Genomic DNA, 23,776 nt, shown 5'->3' with positions numbered 1-23,776 from the left:
AAAAAGAAGACTACTATTTAGACATCTTCTGGGGAATTCTTACCCACAATTTGTGCTTTAAAAGCGTCAAATTCTTGCCATAATTCTTGACGATTTTCCGCTTTCCAGAGATAACGATAGACAAACCAAGCGGTATAACCTAGTCCTACCAATTTTAACACAGGAGAAAGAAGAGGGATATCATCAATAGCATCTAAGACAGCCAGAGTGATGTAAATTGTCACAAACCCTGAAGCTATCAACAACAAAGTAACCAGAGGTTGTCTATAGTCAGAGAAAAAACTACCGATGTAGTTAGGAATTTTAGCTAAAAAATCCAAAATTGTATCTACTAACTCTTGCCATGGTTGTGACTTGATACTCTCAAAATTGAGACCCCCTGATTTTCCCTGACTTAGTTGACCGCCTACTTTTTGTACTGGAGTTGAGCTACCAATAGTCGCTTCTATCTCTTGTAACTTAGACTCTTGATCGGGAGATTTTGATTCCATAATTGACTGATCCTTTGCAAAAAAGAATAACTAACTTTTGCTCATATTATCAGACAAATTTTGTAGCTTTAATTAAAATTCTTGGCAAAATTTTCAAATCTTGACCAATTCTTGACTAGGTAAGGTTATAGAGCTAGATTTTTTACAATAAATTTCACAAGAGTTATTAGGACTTTCGATTAATTTGACCTTAGCCAACTCAGCCCCGACTGCAGCGATCGGACCTTGTAAAGTTTGGGCAATATAGACAGCTATATTTTCTGCTGTAGGTACTACCTTAGCAAAATAAGGGATATCTTTATTCAGGAAAGTATGGTCAAAAGGCTCAACGATATAATCATTAATCACTGCCTGTAACTTACCCAAATCTACCAACATACCAGTACGCGAGTCAATTTCTCCTGTTACAGACACCTCTAGATGATAATTATGTCCATGTCCATGAGGACGAGCACATTTACCATAGATTTCGGAATTCTCCTCATAACTTAGCTCATTAAGAGCCAAACGATGCGCCGCACTAAAATGAGTTTTTACTGTTAAAGATGCTTCCATGCCTTTTCCTTGATAATCAGCCCAAAGTTCTGGATGTTCAAACAATTGAATATTAACTAAAGGGAGATGGGGGGCTAACCTTTGCCAAATCACTCTAGCGATATTTTCCGTTGTTGGTAGAGTTTCGCTAAACTCAGACCAAACTTGATTAAGATAACTATAATCTAGTTGCTCAGTTATTTCCTGTTTAATGACCTTTTTGACCACGGATAGATTTTGAACCATACCATATTGGTCTAAATTGCCTCCTAGGGAAACATAGAGAACGTAATTATGTCCATGTCCTGGAAAATTACTACCCGCCCCAAAAAGTCTCAGATTTTCCTGTTCATCTAGTTCTGGCAACCAATAGCGATGACTGGCTGAAAACTGAGCACGACGATGAATAATACAGTCCATAATTTTAGATTGATTGCCCAAGAATATATTAACTTATATTAAGATATTCTAACTCACAACAGACAATTTCACCAGAAAACAACAAAAGCTGCTAAAAATTAACTTTTGTGCTAAGGTTGAATTGACTTGATTAAATTAAATGTCTTTAAGTTTTTCAACTCTAAAGAAAAACCTTGTCTAATGCAGACGAGGCGTAATTTTAACAAACAAGTGGGGCTAACCCGCTTTTTTTATTGCATTGATGGCGATGACTCATCCTATAGTACCTGACATTATGGCTTTAGCCACCCCAATTGCCTCACAATTAGGTTTAGAAGTAGTAGAAGTTGTTTTTCAAACCAATCGACGTCCACCAGTTCTACGTGTAGATATACGTAATCTAACCGACAAGACAGGATTAGATGATTGTGAAAAAATGAGTAGAGCCTTAGAGCAACTACTAGATGAAAGTAATCTTATCGAGGGTTCATACGTATTAGAAGTTTCTAGTCCAGGAACTTCGAGAATTTTAACCACAGATAGGGAATTTATCGCCTTTAAAGGCTTTGACGTCATTATTAAAGCCCACACCCCCTGGAGCGAGCCAAAACAATGGCGTGGTAAACTACAAGGAAGAGACGAAACCCAAATCTATCTCAATCAAAAAGGTAAATCAATTGCGCTACCCCGAGAAAACATCGTCAAAGTCCAACTAGATGATCAAGCTTAAATAGTTCATAAGGAGTATAACATATATGTCATTGGTCACTTTACCTGGTTTACAGGCAATGATTGAACAAATCAGTCAAACCCACAATTTACCCAAATCTTCAGTACAGGACGCTCTTAGAGAAGCCCTACTCAAAGGTTATGAAAGGTATCGTCGCGCCCAAAATCTCGAAGGATCTCAATTCAACGACGAATATTTTGATAACTTTGAAGTAGAATTAGACACAGAAGAAGAAGGCTTTAGAATACTCTCCACCAAAAAAATAGTCACCGAAGTAATTGACAACGATCATCATATCTCCCTACAGGAAGTACAAGAAGTAGAAAAAGAAGCCCAACTAGGAGACGAAGTAGTTTTAGACGTTACCCCACCACAAGCAGAATTTGGACGCATGGCAGCGATTCAAACCAAACAAGTACTCTTACAAAAACTACGAGATCAACAAAGAAAACTGATCCAAGAAGAATATCAAGAGATCGAAAACACCGTTTTACAAGCCAAAGTCTTACGCTTTGAAAGACAATCAGTAATTATGTCTGTAGCTAGTGGTTTTGGTCAACCCGAAGTAGAAGCAGAACTACCCAAAAGAGAACAACTCCCTAACGACAACTATAGAGCTAACTCCTTATTCAAGGTATATCTCAAAAAAGTTAGAGAAGGCTCTCACCGTGGACCACAACTAATCGTCTCTAGATCTGACGCTAGTTTAGTAGTGTATTTATTTGCTAATGAAGTACCAGAGATAGAAGAAGAAGTTGTACGCATAGTAGCAGTAGCCAGAGAAGCTAACCCACCTTCGCGCCACGTAGGACCGCGCACCAAAATAGCTGTAGATACACTAGAAAGAGACGTAGATCCCGTAGGAGCTTGTATAGGCTCAAAAGGCTCACGTATTCAAGCAGTAGTAAACGAACTAAAAGGAGAAAAAATAGACGTTATTCGTTGGTCACCAGATCCTACTATCTACATCGCTAACGCCCTAAGTCCTGCTAAAGTAGATACAGTGAGCTTGATTAATCCCGATGAACGTCAAGCACTAGTACTAGTACCAGAAAATCAACTGAGTCTAGCTATAGGGAAAGAAGGACAAAATGTGCGTTTAGCAGCTCGTTTAACAGGGTGGAAAATCGATATCAAAGAAACCAAACAATATCAATCAGAATTAGCTCAATCGTCACCAGAAGAATGAAGCCCAATTACAGACGCTGTTTAAGTTGTCGTCAAATCGCTCCGAAAGAATCATTCTGGAGAATCATCAAAGTCTATCCCTCTCAAGAGGTAAAATTAGATCAAGGGATGGGACGTTCAGCTTATCTCTGCCCCCAGGAAACCTGCCTGCGGGCAGCACAACAAAAAAATCGTCTCGCTAAAGCACTGAAAACATCAGTACCAGCTGAGATTTATCAACAACTATGGCAAAGACTAGAAACAAATTAATTTAGTTACCATAAAATAAGAACAATTTAAGGAGTAAACCACAAGCAATTTAACTTGATAAACATAAACATGAACACAAATAAAATCCAGCCATCAGGCAAGGTATAAGCAAATTATGTAACTAGGGGGATATTGGATGAACCACGACAAAGTCAGAATTTACGATTTATCAAAAGAATTGAATATAGATAACAAAGAAGTTTTAGAAATTTGTGCTCAGCTTAACATCACAGTTAAAAGTCACAGTAGTACAATAACAGAAGCCCAAGCTAAAGAAATTATAGCTAAAGCAGAACAAATTCGCAGCCAACAGCTATCTTCCTCAGTTATGGTAGAAGAACAAAATCCAGAACAGGCAAACAGTAAAAAACAGCAAATTTTAGCAATCCACCATAAACAGTATTCAGAGCAAGCAACATCAGATACAACAACAAGAGATTTAAGCTTGACACCACCACCGCGCTTACCCAAACATGAATCAACCTCAGCAGAGTCAATGTCTTCTGTCTCCCCAAATCCTAAAGATGAACAGTCAGAATCAACAACAGCAGAAACATCTTCTCATCTACTTCAACCACCTGTCAGACCAGAAAAACCCAAACCACAAGTTAAACCGATAACTAAAAAACCTAGCCAAACATCAGAAGAAAAGAAAGAAGTATCCCCAAAACAAAAACCAACTGTAGAAAAACCTAGAGAAACAGTAGAATCAGAAGTAGATAAACCAGAACCTAAGGCTAAAATTAAGGTTAGACCGAGAACTAAACCAGAACTTCCTTCAGAAAAAACTAGAGAAGAAAGTTCAACTCCACCTATAAGGTTGGCTAGACCTCAGTTAAATAAACCAACGAAAATTAAACCGGTTGAAGGAATAGATCCTGATTTAGAAGATCTAGACACAGATTCAGTAGATGATGAAAAACAAATCGGAGAAACAGATGAGATAATCTTACTAGAAAAACCCAAGCGCAATAAAATAACTAAACCTGAAAAAGCCAAAGTCTGGGAAGAAGATGATGATGAAAGTAAAGCAAAATCAGGTAAAGCGCCAACTAAAAATAAACGACGTTCTAACGTCATCGAAGAAGATGAGGATCTAGATACTCTTCTTGAGGAAACAGACTTGTCATCAGGGGTTATGAATCTGGCGATCGCCCGTCCCCCCAAACCCAAGTCAGACACACCAGCAGCTGTCGCTAAACCAAATCCTGGTCCTAAAGTCAAAAAAGCAGGAGAAAAAACTGAAAAACGTGGCGAAACCAAAGAAATCAAAGCAACAGAGCCTGAAAAACCAGAAGAAATAAGCATTTCAGGTAGCCTAACCGTTAGAAGTTTAGCAGACCTGCTCAAAATCTCAGAAACCGACATCATTAAAAACCTCTTTTTCCAAGGAATCGCCGTTAATATTACCGAAACCCTAGAACTAGAAACCGCCAAACAAGTAGCCGAAGAATTTGGGGTAAGAGTACTCACTCCCACCCTCGAAAGTAGCGCTGCTAAATCTACAGAAATGTTAGACGTAGATGACCTAGAAAATCTCGTCAGACGCCCTCCTGTAGTAACGATTATGGGTCACGTAGATCATGGTAAAACTACCCTACTAGACTCTATACGTCAAACTAAGGTAGCACAGGGAGAGGCAGGGGGAATTACCCAACATATCGGCGCTTATCATGTAGATGTAGAGCACAACGGCGAAACACAGCAGGTAGTGTTTTTAGATACACCAGGTCACGAAGCCTTTACAGCCATGCGCGCTAGAGGCACAAGAGTAACCGATATAGCTATCTTAGTCGTAGCAGCAGACGATGGAGTACAACCCCAAACCAGGGAAGCAATCAGCCACGCTAAAGCAGCAGAAGTACCCATAGTCGTAGCGATTAATAAAATCGATAAAATCGAAGCGAATCAAGACCGCATCAAACAAGAACTAGCCGAATTAGATCTTGTCCCGGAAGAATGGGGGGGAGAAACCATTATGGTTCCAGTTAGCGCCCTCAAAGGAGAAAACCTCGATACTCTACTTGACATGATTCTACTCGTAGCAGAAGTAGCTGAACTCTCCGCTAACCCCGATCGCCTCGCTAAAGGAACAATCATCGAAGCCCATCTAGACCGCGCCAAAGGACCAGTAGCAACCCTATTAGTCCAAAATGGCACACTGCAAGTAGGAGATGTCATCCTAGCAGGGTCAGTATTTGGCAGAATTAGAGCCATGATCGACGATCGCGGTGATAAAGTAGAAAAAGCTAGCCCCTCTTTTGCCGTAGAAATACTCGGACTCAATCAAGTACCCGCAGCAGGAGATGAGTTTGAAGTCTTCGCTAGTGAAAAAGAAGCCCGTCAAATGGCTGAAGCTAGACAAGATGAAGACCGTCAAACACGCTTACAACAAAGTCTCGCTTCTCGTCGCGTCAGTCTGACTACCTTCTCAGAACAAGCTAGAGAGGGACAACTCAAAGAACTTAACCTCATCCTTAAAGGAGACGTTCAAGGCTCAGTAGAAGCGATCGTCAGCTCTCTCCAACAACTACCTCAAAATGAAGTGCAATTGCGCATCCTTCTAGCCTCAGCAGGAGAAGTGACCGAAACTGATGTAGATTTAGCAGCAGCTAGCGGCGCAGTTATCATCGGTTTTAACACCACCCTAGCTAGTGGTTCTCGTAGCGCAGCTGACCGAGAAGGAGTAGATATCCGAGAATACAATATTATCTATAAACTTCTCGATGATATACAAGGAGCGATGGAAGGACTACTAGACCCCGAAGAAATAGAAGAAGAACTCGGAACAGCCGAAGTACGCGCCATCTTCCCTGTAGGTCGTGGTTCAGTAGCAGGTTGTTATATCCTCTCGGGTAAAGTGATTCGTAACCGTCTCTTGCGTGTACGTCGTCAACAAGAGGTCATCTATCAAGGTAATCTCGATTCCCTAAAACGGATGAAAGAAGACGCCAAAGAAGTCAACGCGGGTTATGAATGCGGTATAGGCTCAAATAAATTCAACGACTGGAAAGTAGGCGATATCATCGAAGTCTATCAGATGGTCATGAAGCGCCGCACCTTATCCCAGAACTAGTTTATCTTCTCTAGCCCAATTGGAGCTAGAGTTTTTTTCTCATGTCTTTAAATAAAATTATTTGGTTAGTAGCAATAATTTTACTTTGCGCTTTGGGTATTATTTTCTTTTCTACCTCAGCAGCAAGCAAAACCTATAGCTACACTATTATTAACACTTATCCCCACGATGAACAAGCTTTTACCCAGGGTTTAATCTATCACCAAGGTCAACTCTACGAAAGTACAGGATTAAGAGGAGAATCATCCCTACGTCGCGTTGAGTTAACCACAGGGAAAGTTCTGCAAATTCATCACCTACCACCTCCCTATTTCGGCGAAGGGTTAGCCTTATGGGATGACCAACTTATTCAGCTTACTTGGCAAGAATATACAGGTTTTGTCTATGATTCCGATAGCTTCGAGATTCGACAACGCTTTAACTATGATACCGAAGGTTGGGGTTTAACCAATGATGAGCAATATTTAATCATGAGTGATGGTTCGGATCTTCTCTACTATCTTGATCCTGGAACTTTTGAGGTAGTTAAAACTCTACAAGTGCGCGATGGTAGTCTAACTATTACTAGACTTAACGAACTCGAATATATTAACGGTGAAATTTGGGCAAATATTTGGGGAAGTAATTGTCTAGCTAGAATATCTCCCCAAACAGGTAAAGTTAAAGCCTGGGTTAATCTCCAAGGTTTACGCCCTACTTCTCTAGTAGCTAATCCTCAAGCAGTACTTAATGGTATAGCTTACGCACCAGAAAGCGATCGCCTTTTTGTCACTGGTAAACTTTGGCCCACTTTATTTGAGATTAAATTAACACCAGGTTTAAAAGGACAAATCTGTTTTTAGGAAAATTTGGTTTAGAATACAATTCAAACCAAACAAAAGGGTTAAATTATGAATCAATTTTTAGCACAGTCACCAACTGATGCACTTTCTAACTTCTTTACCCAAACCGTGGGTCAAGATATCTGGAGTGTGATCAAAGCGATCCTCATTTTGGTTGTTGGTTGGATAATAGCCACTATAGTTAGAGGAGTAGTGGAAAAACTACTCAATCAAACCGATGTAGATAATAAAATAGCCGCTTGGGTAACAGGTAACAGCGATGAAAAATTAATACCCATAGAAAAATGGGTAGCTAATGTAGCGTTTTGGCTAGTTATCCTCTTCGCGATTATCGCAACTCTCAACTCATTACAGTTAGACGCGGTTTCTGCACCTCTTAACTCCCTCCTCAATCAAATCACTAGTTTTATTCCTCAAATTGCAGGAGCAGCTTTGTTATTGGGGTTAGCTTGGTTATTAGCTACTATCGCTAAAATGTTGGTTACCAACACTTTACGAGGTATGCGTCTAGATGAACGTGTAGGAGAACAACTCAGAGATGATACTACTACAACAGCGACCACTAGTAATCAGTTTACTTTGAGTGATACCATTGGTAACGCCATCTATTGGTTAATCTTCCTTATCTTCATCCCTGGAGTTTTAAGTACACTTCAGTTAGAAGGTACTCTCGGACCTGTACAACAATTACTCAATGATATTTTAGGAATTCTCCCTAGAATCCTCAGCGCTATCCTAATCGGTGCTGTAGGTTGGTTTATCGCTCAAATTGTCCGTAAAGTAGTGACTAATTTATTAACAGCTACTGGAATCAACCGTATTGGGGGTAATTTCGGTCTTCCTCAAGATTCAGGAAGCAGATCTCTGTCTTGGATTATTGGGACGATCGCCTATGTGTTTATCCTCATTCCTACTGGGATAGAAGCCCTCAATAAACTTAATATTGAGTCTATCTCCCGACCTGGGACAGAAATGCTACAGCAGGTACTCAACAAAATACCCCAAATCTTTAGCGCTGCTGTAGTTCTCATCCTCGCCTATATTGTCGCTAAATATGTCTCTGATTTTGTCACCGATATCCTCACAGAGGTAGGCTTTGATAACGTCTTTCAATGGTTGGGTATTCAGCGACCAACTACTACAGAGACAACATTTGAACCAGAAGCTACAAGTCAACCTACTCAGAGTGGACAACCTACTATTGTTCAACTCTCAGAGAAGAAAACCAGCAAAATTCCTCAACGCACTCCCTCAGAATTGGTGGGATTTATTATTACAGTTGGAATTATGTTAATCGCGGCTTTAACCGCAGTAGATATTCTGCAAATAGACGCACTGAGAACCGTTGTGGGGATAATTCTCTTTATTTCGGGTAAGGTTTTATTAGCATTGCTAATTTTAGCGATCGGTCTCTATTTAGCTAACTTCGCCTTTAACTTTATTACTAGTTCAGGAACAAGTCAATCGAGAACCTTAGCTCAAGCTGCTCGTATTGCTATTATCATTTTAAGTGCAACAATGGCTCTGCAACAGTTGGGTATTGCTCCTGATATCATTAATCTCGCTTTTGGGTTATTATTAGGAGGTATAGCAGTAGCGATCGCTCTGGCTTTCGGTTTAGGAGGACGAGATATCGCCGCTGAACAAATCCGTAATTGGCTCAATTCCTTGAAGAACGAGCAGTAAAAAATTAACTATGGTAGCAATTAATTTGCTACCTTCTGCCATTATGTTAACCATCATTTACTCAGAACAATTCCTCGAACATCAAACAGGTTCATCTCACTCTGAAAAACCAGAACGTTTAACAGCGATCGCCACAGCTTTACAAAACGCTCCCTGGAATAGACAATTAAATTGGCAATTACCTACACCAGTTGACGCCAAAGTCTTAGATATTATTAAACAAATTCATAGTCAAGAACATATAGACAGAATTAAGTACATAGCCACAAAGGGTGGAGGTTATCTAGATTCTGATACCCCCATCTCTCCCCAGAGCTATGATATCGCTTTACTCGCAGTTAGCGCTTGGTTAGATGGAGTCGATAAGGTGTTAACTACAGGTAAACCTGCTTTTATTTTAGCACGTCCCCCTGGACATCACGCTACTAGAGATGATGCTATGGGTTTTTGTCTCTTTAGTAACGCCGCGATCGCCGCTAATTATGCTCTCACTCAACCGCAAATTAACCGAGTCGCTATCCTCGATTGGGATGTACACCATGGTAATGGTACAGAAGCGATCGTCTCTACTAACCCTGCGATCGCCTATTGTTCTCTCCATCAATACCCCGCTTATCCCGGTACAGGAAAAGCTAGCGATCGCGGACTATATAATAATGTCCTTAATATTCCTATGCAACCCTATAGCACTATAGCTGACTATGACCCAGCTTTTAGAGAACAGGTTATCCCCTTTTTAACTAACTTTAACCCCGATTTACTGATTATCAGTGCCGGTTATGACGCCAATGAATTAGATCCTCTCGCCTCTATTTCCCTTCACCCGGAAGATTATGGTATCTTTACCGATTATTGTCTAGAAATTACCCCTAAAATTCTTTTTGGTTTAGAAGGTGGTTATCATCTGCAAGCTTTAGCAGAATCAGTTAAAGCAACGATCGCTAGTTGTTTAAAAATTAGCAGCTGAATGAATCGCAAAATCTCCTTACTTCCTTGGTTAATTATCTCATCCGTAACCCAAGTTGTCCTCAGTGTAGGAGTAGTTGGCTATATCTCCTATCACAGTGGACAAAGTACAATAAATCACTTAGCTCAAGAATTAATGGTACAAGGAAACGATCGTCTTGTCAACAAAATTGACCATTATCTCTCTATCCCTGATTTAATTAATCGTCTTAACGAAGACTCTATACAAACAGGAATACTAAACCCTGAAGATTTAGCAGAAATTCACCGTCAGTTAATCCTACAACACCGACAATTTAATAGCGTTACCTCTATTGTCTATGGAGATCCTTTAGGAAACTTTAGACTAGTTAATCGAATTAGTACATCGGGAAGATTCGGAGTAGAATACGCTGAAATTTACCCTCTTGAAATCGGATTTAATGATCCCCTTAATCTAGGTAAGTTACATTTTTATAATCTTGACCAATTGGGTATCAAAGGAGAATATCTCTATACTCTTGATGTTGATGTACTCAATCGCCCCTGGTATCAACAAGGGGTTAAAACCCAACAACCAGGTTGGACTAAACCTTTTGAAATTGGGACAACCGGTATTTTAACGATTAACGCTTATCGACCCGTTTTTAGTCAAGATAATCAAGAATTAATAGGGGTATTTGCTGTCAATATTAGTCTGGAAGAAATTGGTAACTTTCTCAGGGAAATCCCGATTAGTGACTCTTCTGGGATCTATATAGTTGATTGTACTGATTATCTCATCGCTAGTTCCTATCTCAATTTACCCTATCATCTAGATATCTTGGCTCAGGAAAATTCTCAAGTTAGCACTATTGCTCCCACAGAAACCACTAACCATACTCTTAGAGAAGTTCATCATTTTTTACAGTCAAAATTTACTAATTTAGGTGAGATAAAATCTGTACAAACCTTCGAGTTAACTATTGACAGAGAAAACCATTTTGTTAGGGTAATTCCCTATGGTTCAGAATTAGGGTTAGACTGGTTAATGGTGATGATTGTACCAGAATCTGACTTTACTGCAGAAAATTTGGCTAATTTACAGAGAACTATTTTACTCTGTTTCGCTGCAGGAGCCCTCGCCCTTCTCAATAGTCTTTTTACTTCCCGTTGGATAGTTATACCTGTTTTAAAATTACAAAAACTTGCTCTTAATCTTCCCCATAATCATGAGGAAAATTTAATTAATAGTCCTATTCAAGAAATCCATCAACTAGGTTTGATTATAGAACAAATGGCTCAATCTATAGAAACTACTTTTACGCAGCTACGAGACAGCGAAAGTAGATTACAACAAACCATTGAATATCTTCCCGTAGGAGTAGTGGTATTAGATGCAAAAGGAACAATTACTTATATCAATCCTCATGGAATGAAATTATTAAATATTAAGACTATTCCTAACGCTAAAGAGGGTGAACATTCACAAGTTTATCAACTTTTTCGCGCAGGAACTAATGATTTATATCCCTATGCAGAATTACCCTCAATTCAAGCTTTACAAGGAAAAAAAGTCTTTATTGATGACATAGAAATTAGAGTCAATGGGAAAATAATCCCCTGTGAAGTCTATTCTAACCCCATCTTTAACCATAAACAAGAAATAATCGGTTGTGTCAACGCCTGTCAAGATATTAGCGATCGCCTCGCAACACAAACTATACTGTCTGACTATAACCAGACTTTAGCAACACAAGTCAACGAAGCCACCGAAACTTTACGCAAAAATCAAACCCTTTTACAGAGAGTCTTAAAAAAAGTACCGGGCAATATTTGCGCTTGGATTTCTTATCCCGATGGTAGGATTGAATATCAATTTATCAACCCTCTCTTAAGTGAAATTATCGAGATTGATACAGATGTCTTACTATATTATCCTAATGTCATGTGGGACTTAATCCATAAAGAGGATCACGATAATTATCAACGGGCGATCGCTCATAGTAGCGCTACCCTAGAATTATTCGCTCAAGAATGGCGGATTGTCAGTATTTCAGGTAAAACAAAGTGGTTACAAGGAATTCTCCAACCTGAATTAGGGGAAAATGGTGCTATCTATTGGTATGGTGTGATTCTTGATATCACTAATCGTAAAAAAGCAGAAGTTGAGTTAAAAGAGAGTGAAGAGAAATTCCGCAGCTGTTTTAACTACGTTGCCACAGGAATGGTAATGGTAGATTTGCAAGGGAATTTTTTACAAGTCAATAGTGTTTTTTGTGAAATTATGGGTTATTCTGCTCTAGAATTATTGCAAATGAATTTTAAACAACTAACGCACCCCGATGACTTAGATAATAGTCTCAAGCATGTAACTAAAATGCTCTCAGGAGAAGTCAAAAACTTTCAAATAGAGAAACGTTATCTTAATAAACAACAAAACACCATATACGCTCTCACCAACGTTTCCTTAGTTACCAATTCTGATAATCTCCCTGTGTATATGGTTGCACAAATCCAAGATATCAGCGATCGCCATTACGCCCAAATGGAGTTAGAAAAAGCTAAACTAGCCGCAGAAGCAGCCAATCTCGCCAAAACTCAGTTTATAGCTGCTATTAGTCACGAATTACGCACCCCCATGAATGCTATCTTGGGTTTTACCCAATTACTCTTAAAAAAATCAACTCCTTCTACCACAGCACAATTAAAAGCTATTCTCGACAACGGAAATCATCTCCTCAGTCTGATTAATAATCTCTTAACCATTGCTCAAATTGAAACAGGAAACTTTAATCTCAAGCTTAATCAAGTCAATCTCTGCGAATTACTTGCTCAATTGCACAATTCCTACGCTTTACAAGCTCAAGCCAAAGGTTTAGAATTGATTTGGTGTAATGAAACCGAAATCCCCTATTATATTGAAACAGACGAAGTTAAACTCAGACAAATTTTGATTAATATCCTCGATAATGCTCTTAAATTTACCCCCGAAGGCAAAATAGCCTTTACTGTAGCTCAAGAAAATGACCTCTTAGTCTTTAAAATAGCTGATACAGGCGCAGGAATTGCACCAGAAGAGATGCAACAACTCTTTCAACCCTTTAGTCAAACAAAAACAGGGAGAAACTCCCAACAAGGTACAGGATTAGGATTAGCAGTAACCCAACAATTGCTTGATTATCTCCAAGGGGAAATTATTGTCAACTCTCAAGAAAGCGTAGGAACTACATTTAGCGTCAAGCTACCTATTAATAAGCCTAGTACAGAAATACTCAAAAAAAATTGTTTAACTATAGAGAATGCAACTACTAGGAAACAAGAACAAAGTCTTGAGGAATTACCTACTATTTGGTTAAGGAAATTCCATCAAAGCATTCTTGAAGGAGACGTAGCCTTAATGCTAAAATTAGTCGAGCAAGTACGTGAGCAAAATGAGGCTTTAGCTGACTATCTTCATAACTTAATTCAATCTTTTAAACTGCGAGAGGTTTTATCTCTAATATCTAAATATGACCAACCAGAAAAGTAATATTCTTATCGTAGATGATACCCCAGATAACTTACGTTTATTAACAGATTTATTATCATCTAGAGGTTACAAAATTAGAATAGCACCAGACGGAGAATTTGCCTTAGATTCAGTTAAAGCTAATCCTCCAGATTTAATTTTACTAGATATTAGAATGCCTAATCTAGATGGTTATGAGGTTTGTCGTCGCTTAAAAGCTAATCCACAGACAGAGAAAATACCCGTAATCTTTTTAAGTGCGCTAGGTGAAGAAATAGATAAAACCAAAGCCTTTGCAGTAGGAGGAAGTGACTATATCACTAAACCATTTCAATTAGAAGAAGTTTTAGCCAGAATTAATCACCAATTAAAAATTCTTGATTTACAAACTAGTTTAGAACTCCAAAATCAGCAATTAAAAATAGCTGAAGCCAAGTATAGAAATATTTTTGAAAACGCTATTGAAGGTTTATTTCAATCTTCTTTAGATGGACGTTATTTAACAGTAAATCCAGCCATGGCTAGGATTTTAGGGTATCAATCCCCAGCAGAATTATTAGAAAATGTTAAGGATATTTCTAGTCAGATTTATGTAGAAAGAAACCGTTATCAAGAAATTAGAGATATTCTTCAAGAAAAAGAGCAAATTATCAGCTGTGAATCAACAGTGTATCGTCAAGATGGTCAAATAGTTTGGATTTCTGAAAATATTCGTCTAGTTAAAAATGAGTTAAACGAACCTATTTATTATGAGGGTAATTTACAAGATATAACAGAGCGTAAATGTTTAGAAATAGAGTTATTAGCTGCCAAAGAATTTGCCCAAACTACCTTAAAATCTATTGGTGACGGAGTAATAGTTACCGATACATCGGGATTTATCATCGATTGCAATCCTATAGCTGAACAACTAACAGGTTGGTTACTATCAGAAATCAAAGGCAAAAGAATTTCAGAAGTATTAATTTTAGTTAACGAATATGGTCAAGAAATTAGCGAAAACCCCTTAGATAAGGCTTTAAAGGAAAACCGTATTGTTGATTTAGCTAGTGGCACTATTTTAATCGGAAAAGAAGGGAAAGAATACCCAATTCAGGATTCAGCAGCCCCCATTAAGAATAATCAAGGAGAAATTATTGGAGGAGTAGTAGTTTTTTACGACGCCACAGAATCTTATAACCTAACGAGTCAATTATATTGGGAAGCCAATCACGATTTTTTAACAGGATTATATAATAGAAGAGCTTTTAAATATTATCTTTCCGAAGCTATTAACACTGCTTTTGATAATTATCTTTTCCATATCTTATGTTATTTTGATTTAGATAAGTTTAAATTTGTTAATGATAGTTGTGGTCATGAAATAGGCGATCATCTCCTTAATCAAATCACCAGATTATTAAGTGATAAAATCAGACCTAATGATGTTTTAGCTAGGCTAGGAGGAGATGAATTTGGACTACTACTTTATCAAACCAGCTTAATCAAAGGGATAGAAATAGCCAATTCTTTACGAGAAGCTATACTCAATTTTCGCTTTATTTGGCAAGGTCAAATTTTTAACCTAGGAGTGAGCATTGGTTTAGTGATTATTGACGATAGTGAAAACGATTTAGGAGAAATAATGCGTCGTGCAGATAAAGCCTGCTACAACGCCAAAAAACGTGGAGGTAATTCAATTTCTATCTATCAAAACCAAGAACAATAGCACTAATCTACCAATATATGGGTATGATTGAGCCAAGGTCTGTTATTTAATGTAGCTAGATGAACTCTATTACCTGGTGCATCTGGATAAGAATCAAAGAAGAGATTACCAGTACCTTGGTCATAGAGAAAACTTCCTCGTGCAAGAGGAGTACTGGTATTGCCTAGTCTAAACCGATTAGCAGGTAAAGTACCATAATCTAACTTAGTTCTCCATGCTTCAGGACCGCTGAAAGTATTTCGTGACACAACAATTAAATCTTCTTTAGTATTAAAATCAGTAATTCTATCTACTCCACCATCTCTAGGATTTTGGAAAACAAAGCGATCTCTTCCAGGACCACCAGTTAAAATATTATTACCAGGTCCACCAATCAAGCTATCATCTCCTGCACCTCCATCTAGAGTATCGTTACCTGTTCCCCCAATTAGGGTATCATTACCGTTTTCACCGCGCAGTAAATCATTACCAGAACTCCCGTGAAGATAATCATTACCATTACCGCCATTGAGAGTATCGTTTCCTGCTCCTCCATTAAGGAAATCATTACCATCTAAGCCATTGAGAACATCATTGCCACCATTGCCAATCAAAGTATCATCAAATTGAGTCCCATTAATGTTGTCATTACCATTAGTACCAACTCTAAAACTGTTTTGCAGTACAGGGTTAGGATTTCCTGACTCTACAACTTGAATAATTTGGTTAGCAGGTACATTACGTAAAGTTTGCTGAGCACCACGAGGCCAGACAATTTTAATTTCTCTAGCTACATTATGTTGATTCAAACCAAAGTGTATTCGCGAAGAGTGTTGACCAAATCCTGTATAGGGATGTAATTCTCGATATTGGGTTCTACCATCAGGAGTGGTTAAATAAACCTTAGCACCTATGGCATCACGGTTAGACATTCTACCTTCTAAATCAATCTGTAACCATCTATTGTTATTACCTTGATTAGCGAATAAATAAGATGGAGTAAACTGCCTGGAATTTCTTCTCTCTTCTAGTAGTACTTGAGTAGTAAAAATATCCATAAACCCATTCACATCATAATCAGCAGTAAATACCCTCTGAATACCTCCAGATCCAGTGTAGCCAGTAGGAAGACCAGGAAGCCATGTTTGCTCACTTCTATTCGGATTAGCTCCTGCACTTCCAGGAACTCTTTGAAAAGTCCCATTACCTCTATTTCTCAATAAAATGCTATTGCCAGTACGACGACGATTATTAACTCTGTCAATTTCCCAAGTTGTGATAAAAATGTCGAGATGTCCATCATTATCAAAGTCAGCGACAGCTAACCCATTACCATAGATAGGTTGAGCTAATCCCGCTTCTTCAGCTCGATCTACATAACGACGAGTGGTAGGATCATAGGTTAATAGCATTGGTGATCCAGGATCAGAACCTACATTTTGGGGAATGATTAAAATTTCTGGATTTAAATCGCCAGTAAAATCAGCAATAGCGATATCAGCAATTATTAGTCTTCCACGTATATCTAACTCTAAAGGTAGGGCATCAAGTTGTTTGGCAAATCGATTACCCCCTATTGAGCTATAGGCTGTTACTCTTTCTCTATAACCTTCAGAAAAAATTAAATTAAGTGCATTATCAAATGCTAAATCGGCGGGATGAACCGTAGCTGAGTAAGTTGGTTGTCCGAGAAAATTTACTTCTTGTCTAAAAGTTTGATTAGGTTGTTGTACAAATAAAGCAGTTTGATCTAAACCTCTTTCAGATAACTGTCTAACCAGAGGACTTTGGAAATAAGCACCTGTCATCTGCCAATTATTATGAATTAAATCTAAGCGCCCATTCCTGTTGACATCAACCCAAGTTACACCTCTCCCTCTCAAACCATGGCTATTTCTGGGGTCATTTCTATTACCGATAACCCCATCTACTCCTAACTGTCGGGATCTTTCTACTAGTCTTCCATTCTCATTAACGTGAAAAGCGCTAGCAGTAGGACCACCTGAGTTATAAGCTACATCTTGATCGCCATCATTATCAAAATCAGCCCAAGCCATTCCATGATTATCGGTGCGAAGTTGATTATAATCAGATTGAACTATGGGAGCAACGTCTCTAAAAGTACCATCTCCTTGGTTAAGGTATATTGCTAGCTGATTAACTCCTGGTTGTATCCAGTGGGGTGCATCTACTAAATCTGGTAAACCATCGTTATTAAAGTCTATCCAACTTGCTGCATAAGTATAGCCTCTACCTGGAGTCCAGGTAATTCCTGCTGGTCTTGTTTGATTGACAAATCTCATAGTATTATTTGTTACATAAAAAATACGTTAAGCTTAATATAACATAAAAAATCGCTAAAATCCAATCTGATTAAAAATAATTAGTATCCCCAAATTAAGTGTAATAATGTAAAGTGAAATGCTAACAACCATCTTAGTTTTATGAGTAATTCTGTCATACAAGCCTTTTTTTTAGGAAAAGCCCTAGCTGAAACTCTCGGTGAAAAAGTAGAAGAAACTGTAAGTAATACTTTAAGTGAGCTAGGTAAATTTGATGCCCAACAAAGAGAAAATCTGCGTCAGTTTACTAATGAAGTAATGGCTAAAGCAGAGAGAGAATGGAACGCCCAAGGTGTAGTAACCTCCACAACCTACTCAGAGTATTCTGAAGACGTACAAGAGACGATTGATGAACTCAGAGCAGATATAGCTCGTCTTAGAGCCGATTTGAAAAACTACAGTAATCAAAATCTGTAAAATTTACTTAACCTCAATCTACCCATAATATTTTAGTCAAGTGTCTGCTTTTTCTGAAAACTTTAACAATTCCTTTGCTTCTAGTTCTATGACATCTTTAACTCCGCTAGAAAAAGGGAAAAAAACTTATCGCTGGAATCAAGAAAATTATTCCCGTAACCGTCGTCGCTTTGATATCTGGGTGTTTGTTTTGACCCTATTGTTTAAATTATGGCGCAATAGCAAAAAATGGACCTATTTCGCAGAAGGTGGCTATAGTCCCGAAAAACTCAAGGCTCGTCAAAAAATCCAAGCCATCTGGATTAGAAAAACTATCTTAGAATTAGGACCTACTTTTATTAAAGTCGGTCAGCTATTTTCTACTCGGGCTGATTTATTCCCTACCGAGTATGTAGATGAACTTTCCAAGTTACAAGACCAAGTCCCTGCTTTTAGCTATGAGCAAGCTAGTGCCATTATTACCTCAGATTTAGGTAAATCTATCCCGCAATTATTTAGTAACTTTGACCCTACCCCCCTAGCTGCCGCTAGTTTAGGACAAGTACATAAAGCTCAATTACACAATGGAGAAGAGGTAGTAGTTAAAATTCAGCGACCAGGGTTGCAAAAACTGTTTACCATCGATTTAGCAATTCTTAAAAAAATTGCTCAATATTTCCAAAGTCACCCCCGTTGGGGAAAAGGAAGAGATTGGAATGGTATTTATGAAGAATGTTGTCGGATACTTTGGGAAGAAACAGATTATCTCAACGAAGGGCGTAACGCTGATACCTTTAGACGAAATTTTCGGGATAAAAGTTGGGTAAAAGTACCTAAAGTTTACTGGCGTTATACTTCCCCAAGAGTTTTAACCCTAGAATACCTTCCTGGGATTAAAATTAGTCACTATGAAGCCTTAGAAGCAGCAGGGTTAGATCGCAAGCGTCTAGCTCAATTAGGAGCTGAAGCTTATCTACAGCAATTACTCAATGATGGCTTTTTTCACGCTGATCCCCATCCAGGCAACCTCGCTGTGAGTACTAATGGTGCGCTAATTTTTTATGATTTTGGCATGATGGGACAAATTAAAAGCAATGTACGTGAACAATTGATGCAAACTTTGTTTGGTATTGCTGAAAAAAACGCCGATCGCGTGGTTCGTTCCTTAATTGATTTGGGTGCTTTAGCTCCGATAGGAGATATTGGACCTGTCAGACGTTCCATTCAGTTTATGCTGGATAACTTTATGGATAAACCCTTTGAAACTCAATCAGTAGCTTCTATTAGCGAGGATCTCTATGAGATAGCTTATGATCAACCCTTTCGCTTTCCTGCTACTTTTACTTTTGTGATGAGAGCTTTTTCTACTCTAGAAGGAGTGGGTAAAGGTTTAGATCCCGAATTTAATTTTATGGAGGTGGCGCAACCTTTTGCGTTAGATATTATGACCAATGCTAATGGGAAAAACGGTAATAGTTTAAGTAATACTATTTTCGATGAAATCGGCAGACAAGCAGCACAAGTAAGCAATACTGCTCTAGGTTTACCAGGGAAAATAGAAGATACCATCGAAAAACTCGAACGTGGTGACGTATTAGTGAGAGTTCGTTCCCAAGAAAGCGATCGCCTGTTACGTCGTTTAGGTATGATTCAATTGAGTAATAACTATACGATCTTAACTAGCGCTTTTCTTTTAGCTGCTACTATTCTCTTAGTCAATGGATATGTGAAAATAGCAATAGCGGCGATCTTAATAGCGATAGTACCAGCTTTTGCTTTATTCCGTTTACTTAGACGGATCGACCGCTTAGATCGTATGTTCCAGTAAAAAAGAGAAAAGCTTATGAAACTTAGTTTCACGGGGAAATCAGACCCTGGACTTGTGCGCTCAGTGAATCAGGATAGTTATTATATTGACGATCCTGAGGGGCGCTTTTTTATAGTAGCTGATGGAATGGGAGGACACGCGGGAGGACAAGAAGCGAGTACCATCGCCATTGAAACTATACACACTTACCTAGAAGAACATTGGGACTCCTCCATTTCTACGGATACTTTGTTGACAGAAGCGATAGACGCGGCTAATCAAAGTATCCTACAGGATCAATCTAAACATCCTGAAAGAGGAGACATGGGAACTACTTTAGTACTTATAGTCTTCCGCGGTGATCAAACTTGGGTAGCTCATATTGGTGACTCTCGTCTCTATCGCTTACGCGCTTCTAGTTTAGAACAGTTGACAGAAGACCATACCTGGGTAGCTAAAGCTATTAAAGCAGGAGATTTAACTAAAGAAGAGGCAAAAACCCACCCCTGGCGTCACGTTTTGTCTCAATGTCTGGGTCGTAGAGATATCTGTCAAATCGATATTGAACCCCTAGAGGTACAAATAGGCGATCGCTTTTTAATCTGTAGTGATGGTTTAACCGAAGAAGTTCCCGATGAGTTAATTGGTAAATTACTAACCCAGAGTTTACCAGAAGCTGCCGAAATGCTCGTTCATGAGGCTAAAAAAGCTGGGGGTTCAGATAATATTACTATCGTTCTCGTTGAAGCTGGTGATTGAATCATGGATAAAGTGATTCCCATTCTTTCTGCTGAAGAAATTCGTCGCACTATTACTCGTCTCGCATCTGAAGTAGTAGAGAAGTCAGGTGATCTCTCCAACCTAGTTTTACTAGGTATTTATACTCGGGGAGTTCCCCTTGCTCAACTACTAGCTCAGCAAATTCGCACTTTAGAACAGGTAGATGTAGCCGTAGGTGCACTAGATATCACTTTTTATCGCGATGATTTAGACCAAATCGCCCTGAGAACACCAGCTAAAACTGATATTCCCTTTGATTTGACTCATAAACAAGTGGTTTTAGTCGATGACGTCATCTATAAAGGGCGAACTATTCGAGCTGCTCTTAACGCAGTTACAGAATATGGTCGCCCCTCGGTGATTCGTCTTCTCGTCTTAGTAGATAGAGGACATCGTGAAGTGCCTATTCATCCTGATTTTACAGGTAAAATGTTGCCAACGGCTACCGAAGAAAAGGTTAAAGTCTATCTAGAGGATATTGATGGTAAAGATGCAGTAGAGTTAATCAAAGCCGTTTGACTTTAAGGGAATAGGCAATAAATAGGAAAGGAAGAAGGTGTAAAGGAAAAAGTTTATTATCATCAATTAACAGGACATGATCTAATCAGTGGCTTGAAATAGGATTTTAATCGTAACTAATTAATCGGACATGAGAGAATAACTCCGAACTCTTTACACTATCGTTGCTGCTCTTTGCGCTACCCCTTTCCTCCCGAACTCCGAACTCGTTAAGTCTCCTAAACCCTAACCCCGAACTCACCTAAATTAGTATAAAATTAAATAAAAATACTCCTAAATTTTTTCAATTGAATCGAAACAATGGATAATCCCTCATTACGTAGAGAGCCTCGTTATGAACCTGCTAATGTAATACCCTTGAAAGATGATTCAGGGTTATTAGATTGGTTAAAACAAACTGGACGTCTCAAATATAGAGAACAAATCAAAGATATCGAACCAGAATTGCTCGAACAAGACGAAGAAATAGCAGAATTAATCGACGTAGAAGATTATGCTGATGATTTTGAAACTGATGCAGAGAATTTAGAAGAGATAGAAGATTAAGATTAGTGAAAGGGTTGACACTACTTATTCTCTTGGTTTTAGGGTTAAGTTTAATGGTAATAGGGTTTTCCCTAACCAGGTTAACCCCAATAACTGCTATTTATGCTCTGGTAATTAGTACTATAGTCAGTGGTGCTATCGGTTATCTAGTTGTTCCTCTATTGCGCAGACTCAAAGCAGGACAAGTAATCAGAGAAGATGGTCCTCGAATACATCTACAAAAAGCGGGTACACCCACTATGGGGGGTATCTTTTTTGTACCAGTGGCGATCGCTGTTGCTTTACTGTTTGCGCCCTTTACTCCAGAATTAGTCGCTATTTCTTTAGTGACTTTTGCTTATGGATTGGTGGGATGGTTAGACGATTGGCAAATCTTGCGACAGAAGTCTAATAAAGGTATCTCACCCCAACAAAAATTAGCACTGCAAATAGCCATAGCCGTAATTTTCTGCATCTGGTTAGGTATTAGTCAACCAGAGAGTATAACCAATATATCTCTACCTGCTAAAATTAGCTTATCTTTAGGTATCTGGTTTTGGCCTTTAGCAGTATTTGTGATGGTAGCAGAAAGCAACGCTACTAACCTCACTGATGGTGTAGATGGTTTAGCCGCGGGAACTAGTGCGATCGCTTTTTGCACTTTAGGTTTAATCATTACCCCAACTCATCCCCATCTGAGTATTTTTGCTCTGAGTTTTACTGGTGCTTGTTTAGGATTTCTCCTTCATAACCACCATAAGGCTAGAGTATTTATGGGGGATACTGGATCATTAGCTTTAGGGGGTAGTTTAGCTGCTTTAGGATTATTAACTAATCAACTTTGGGCTTTATTAATAGTTAGTGGAATTTTCTTGTTAGAATCCCTCTCAGTCATCGCTCAAGTAAGTTATTATAAGGCTACCAAAGGACCCTCTGGTATAGGTAAACGTCTCTTTAAAATGGCCCCACTACACCATCATTTAGAATTAAGTGGTTGGCAAGAAACCCAAGTTGTCGGTTTTTTGTACTTAATTAATTTTGGTCTAGGCTTAATACTGTTAATTTTTTAGTGAAGCTAGGGCGATCACTTTTTTGAGGAATAAAATAGTCTCTATATTTACAAAATAATCTTATCGTAACTTAAACGAGATAACTTATGGACTGGAGTTTAGACTAAATCGCGAAAAAGAGGGGATTGGGGGATGTCAAATTTTGTGAGCTCAAAAAAGTAGTAAAAAGGGAGAAAATATAAAAAGCCTCCCTAATTTTTTCTACTACTATGAATTCTAACATAAATCGACTTCAAAAATTTAGAAATGATACCTATAATTTACTGGGGTTTGCCTTCATATTCTACTTATGATTTAATGGATGCAGTTTTAACCACAAGAACAGCTTATTCTTTGGCTGATTTTTCTCTTTCCCCGTTATTTAGAAGACAATGGCCTTCTACCTACGAATCTCTACAAGATTGTCGTCCAAACCCTTCTCAATTAATGAAAAGATACATCAAAGACATTCCCCTTTGGATTCATCATATGTTACTCTAGCTATAGATCATACAGCCAATACTAGATTAGATTCTTCTACCTTGAAAGACCGAGGCTATCATTACTCCCCATTAAACTTTCAAAAAGTAATTGAAGGATATAGTTATAGTAGCATAGTCTGGATACCTGAAGACCAAGGAAGTTGGGCTTTACCTCTAAGACATGAAAGAATTAGTACTTTAATGAAGCGTCAAAAAGCGCGATAATCAACTGTAGGGTGCGTTACTTAACGCACCTTATTAATCCTAGATTGGGAGCGTGTCAAGGATTCATTCATTTAAATTTGTTAGGATAGAAAGGATAAGAATTCGCAAGAAAGGTAAGTCTTGTTTTGCTGTATTCCAAAGAACATCGGCTCTTTCGGCATTATTGGGAAAAGTGTCTTAAAAGATATATTTTCTTCTACGTTGCCTGTTGCCTGTTGCCTGTTCCCTATAACCAATAACTTTTACTTATCACCATAGATACGGAAGAGCCTATCTTTTAACCCACATTCAGCAGCCCCATAGATAAAATATAAAAGAAGTATAAAGCCAAAGA

The 23,776-nt window shown here is 38.5% G+C and carries 18 protein-coding genes and 1 pseudogene; 16 read left to right on the top strand and 3 right to left on the bottom strand.

Annotated elements, in window-relative coordinates; translation table 11 throughout:
* Nucleotides 1-17: 17 nt before the first annotated feature.
* Both EA365_06975 and EA365_06970 read right to left on the bottom strand, forming a co-directional pair.
* Nucleotides 18-491: a hypothetical protein gene (locus EA365_06975; protein TVQ45797.1), complete on the bottom strand. Its 474-nt coding sequence runs from the start codon at nucleotides 489-491 to the stop codon at nucleotides 18-20.
* Nucleotides 492-584: 93 nt separating this feature from the next.
* A complete protein-coding gene (locus tag EA365_06970) occupies nucleotides 585-1,445 on the bottom strand; it encodes a 6-pyruvoyl tetrahydropterin synthase (GenBank protein TVQ45796.1) in 861 nt (286 codons plus the stop codon).
* A 247-nt stretch (nucleotides 1,446-1,692) separates the two neighbouring features.
* Here EA365_06970 and rimP point away from each other — a divergent pair, with 247 nt between their 5' ends.
* The 9 genes from rimP to EA365_06925 all read left to right on the top strand — a co-directional run bounded on the left by rimP (nucleotide 1,693) and on the right by EA365_06925 (nucleotide 15,338).
* A complete protein-coding gene (gene rimP / locus EA365_06965; GenBank protein ID TVQ45837.1) occupies nucleotides 1,693-2,154 on the top strand; it encodes a ribosome maturation factor RimP in 462 nt (153 codons plus the stop codon).
* A 25-nt stretch (nucleotides 2,155-2,179) separates the two neighbouring features.
* Complete coding sequence (gene nusA, locus EA365_06960) at nucleotides 2,180-3,343, top strand: transcription termination factor NusA (GenBank protein ID TVQ45795.1); 1,164 nt, start codon at nucleotides 2,180-2,182, stop codon at nucleotides 3,341-3,343.
* Nucleotides 3,340-3,591 carry a YlxR family protein gene (locus EA365_06955; protein TVQ45794.1) on the top strand — a complete coding sequence of 84 codons (252 nt, stop codon included), beginning with the start codon at nucleotides 3,340-3,342 and terminating at the stop codon, nucleotides 3,589-3,591. The genes nusA and EA365_06955 overlap by 4 nt, the downstream gene beginning before the upstream one ends.
* 136 nt (nucleotides 3,592-3,727) lie before the next feature.
* Entirely contained in the window at nucleotides 3,728-6,667 is a 2,940-nt protein-coding gene (locus EA365_06950; protein TVQ45793.1) for a translation initiation factor IF-2, read from the top strand.
* 41 nt (nucleotides 6,668-6,708) lie between these two features.
* On the top strand, nucleotides 6,709-7,509 hold the full coding sequence (locus tag EA365_06945; GenBank protein ID TVQ45792.1) for a glutaminyl-peptide cyclotransferase: 801 nt from the start codon (nucleotides 6,709-6,711) through the stop codon (nucleotides 7,507-7,509).
* A gap of 48 nt (nucleotides 7,510-7,557) precedes the next feature.
* Complete coding sequence (locus EA365_06940; GenBank protein ID TVQ45791.1) at nucleotides 7,558-9,195, top strand: hypothetical protein; 1,638 nt, start codon at nucleotides 7,558-7,560, stop codon at nucleotides 9,193-9,195.
* A gap of 43 nt (nucleotides 9,196-9,238) precedes the next feature.
* Nucleotides 9,239-10,162: a histone deacetylase gene (locus EA365_06935; protein TVQ45836.1), complete on the top strand. Its 924-nt coding sequence runs from the start codon at nucleotides 9,239-9,241 to the stop codon at nucleotides 10,160-10,162.
* Complete coding sequence (locus EA365_06930) at nucleotides 10,163-13,651, top strand: PAS domain S-box protein (protein ID TVQ45790.1); 3,489 nt, start codon at nucleotides 10,163-10,165, stop codon at nucleotides 13,649-13,651.
* The gene (locus tag EA365_06925; GenBank protein ID TVQ45789.1) at nucleotides 13,632-15,338 is read left to right on the top strand and encodes a diguanylate cyclase; all 1,707 of its coding nucleotides are present in this window, start codon (nucleotides 13,632-13,634) and stop codon (nucleotides 15,336-15,338) included. Before EA365_06930 ends, EA365_06925 begins: the two co-directional genes overlap by 20 nt.
* A gap of 2 nt (nucleotides 15,339-15,340) precedes the next feature.
* Here EA365_06925 and EA365_06920 read toward each other — a convergent pair whose 3' ends face one another.
* Nucleotides 15,341-17,620, bottom strand: a complete 2,280-nt coding sequence (locus EA365_06920) for a hypothetical protein (protein ID TVQ45788.1) — start codon at nucleotides 17,618-17,620, stop codon at nucleotides 15,341-15,343.
* A 141-nt stretch (nucleotides 17,621-17,761) separates the two neighbouring features.
* Here EA365_06920 and EA365_06915 point away from each other — a divergent pair, with 141 nt between their 5' ends.
* The 7 genes and pseudogenes from EA365_06915 to EA365_06885 all read left to right on the top strand — a co-directional run bounded on the left by EA365_06915 (nucleotide 17,762) and on the right by EA365_06885 (nucleotide 23,415).
* Entirely contained in the window at nucleotides 17,762-18,076 is a 315-nt protein-coding gene (locus EA365_06915; GenBank protein ID TVQ45787.1) for a hypothetical protein, read from the top strand.
* Between the two features lie 88 nt (nucleotides 18,077-18,164).
* Nucleotides 18,165-19,883 carry an AarF/ABC1/UbiB kinase family protein gene (locus EA365_06910; GenBank protein TVQ45786.1) on the top strand — a complete coding sequence of 573 codons (1,719 nt, stop codon included), beginning with the start codon at nucleotides 18,165-18,167 and terminating at the stop codon, nucleotides 19,881-19,883.
* 15 nt (nucleotides 19,884-19,898) lie between these two features.
* On the top strand, nucleotides 19,899-20,621 hold the full coding sequence (locus EA365_06905; GenBank protein TVQ45785.1) for a Stp1/IreP family PP2C-type Ser/Thr phosphatase: 723 nt from the start codon (nucleotides 19,899-19,901) through the stop codon (nucleotides 20,619-20,621).
* Nucleotides 20,622-21,161 carry a bifunctional pyr operon transcriptional regulator/uracil phosphoribosyltransferase PyrR gene (gene pyrR / locus EA365_06900; GenBank protein TVQ45784.1) on the top strand — a complete coding sequence of 180 codons (540 nt, stop codon included), beginning with the start codon at nucleotides 20,622-20,624 and terminating at the stop codon, nucleotides 21,159-21,161.
* A 300-nt stretch (nucleotides 21,162-21,461) separates the two neighbouring features.
* A complete protein-coding gene (locus EA365_06895; protein ID TVQ45783.1) occupies nucleotides 21,462-21,707 on the top strand; it encodes a DUF3134 domain-containing protein in 246 nt (81 codons plus the stop codon).
* 5 nt (nucleotides 21,708-21,712) lie between these two features.
* Nucleotides 21,713-22,756: a phospho-N-acetylmuramoyl-pentapeptide-transferase gene (locus EA365_06890; GenBank protein ID TVQ45782.1), complete on the top strand. Its 1,044-nt coding sequence runs from the start codon at nucleotides 21,713-21,715 to the stop codon at nucleotides 22,754-22,756.
* Nucleotides 22,757-22,965: 209 nt separating this feature from the next.
* Nucleotides 22,966-23,415, top strand: a pseudogene (locus EA365_06885) (hypothetical protein).
* The last annotated feature ends 361 nt before the right edge of the window (nucleotides 23,416-23,776 follow it).

The organism is Gloeocapsa sp. DLM2.Bin57 (assembly GCA_007693955.1).
Lineage (GTDB): Bacteria > Cyanobacteriota > Cyanobacteriia > Cyanobacteriales > Gloeocapsaceae > Gloeocapsa.
The sequence above is the reverse complement of the archived record's forward strand: the minus strand, read 5'-3'. Positions and strand labels throughout refer to the sequence as shown.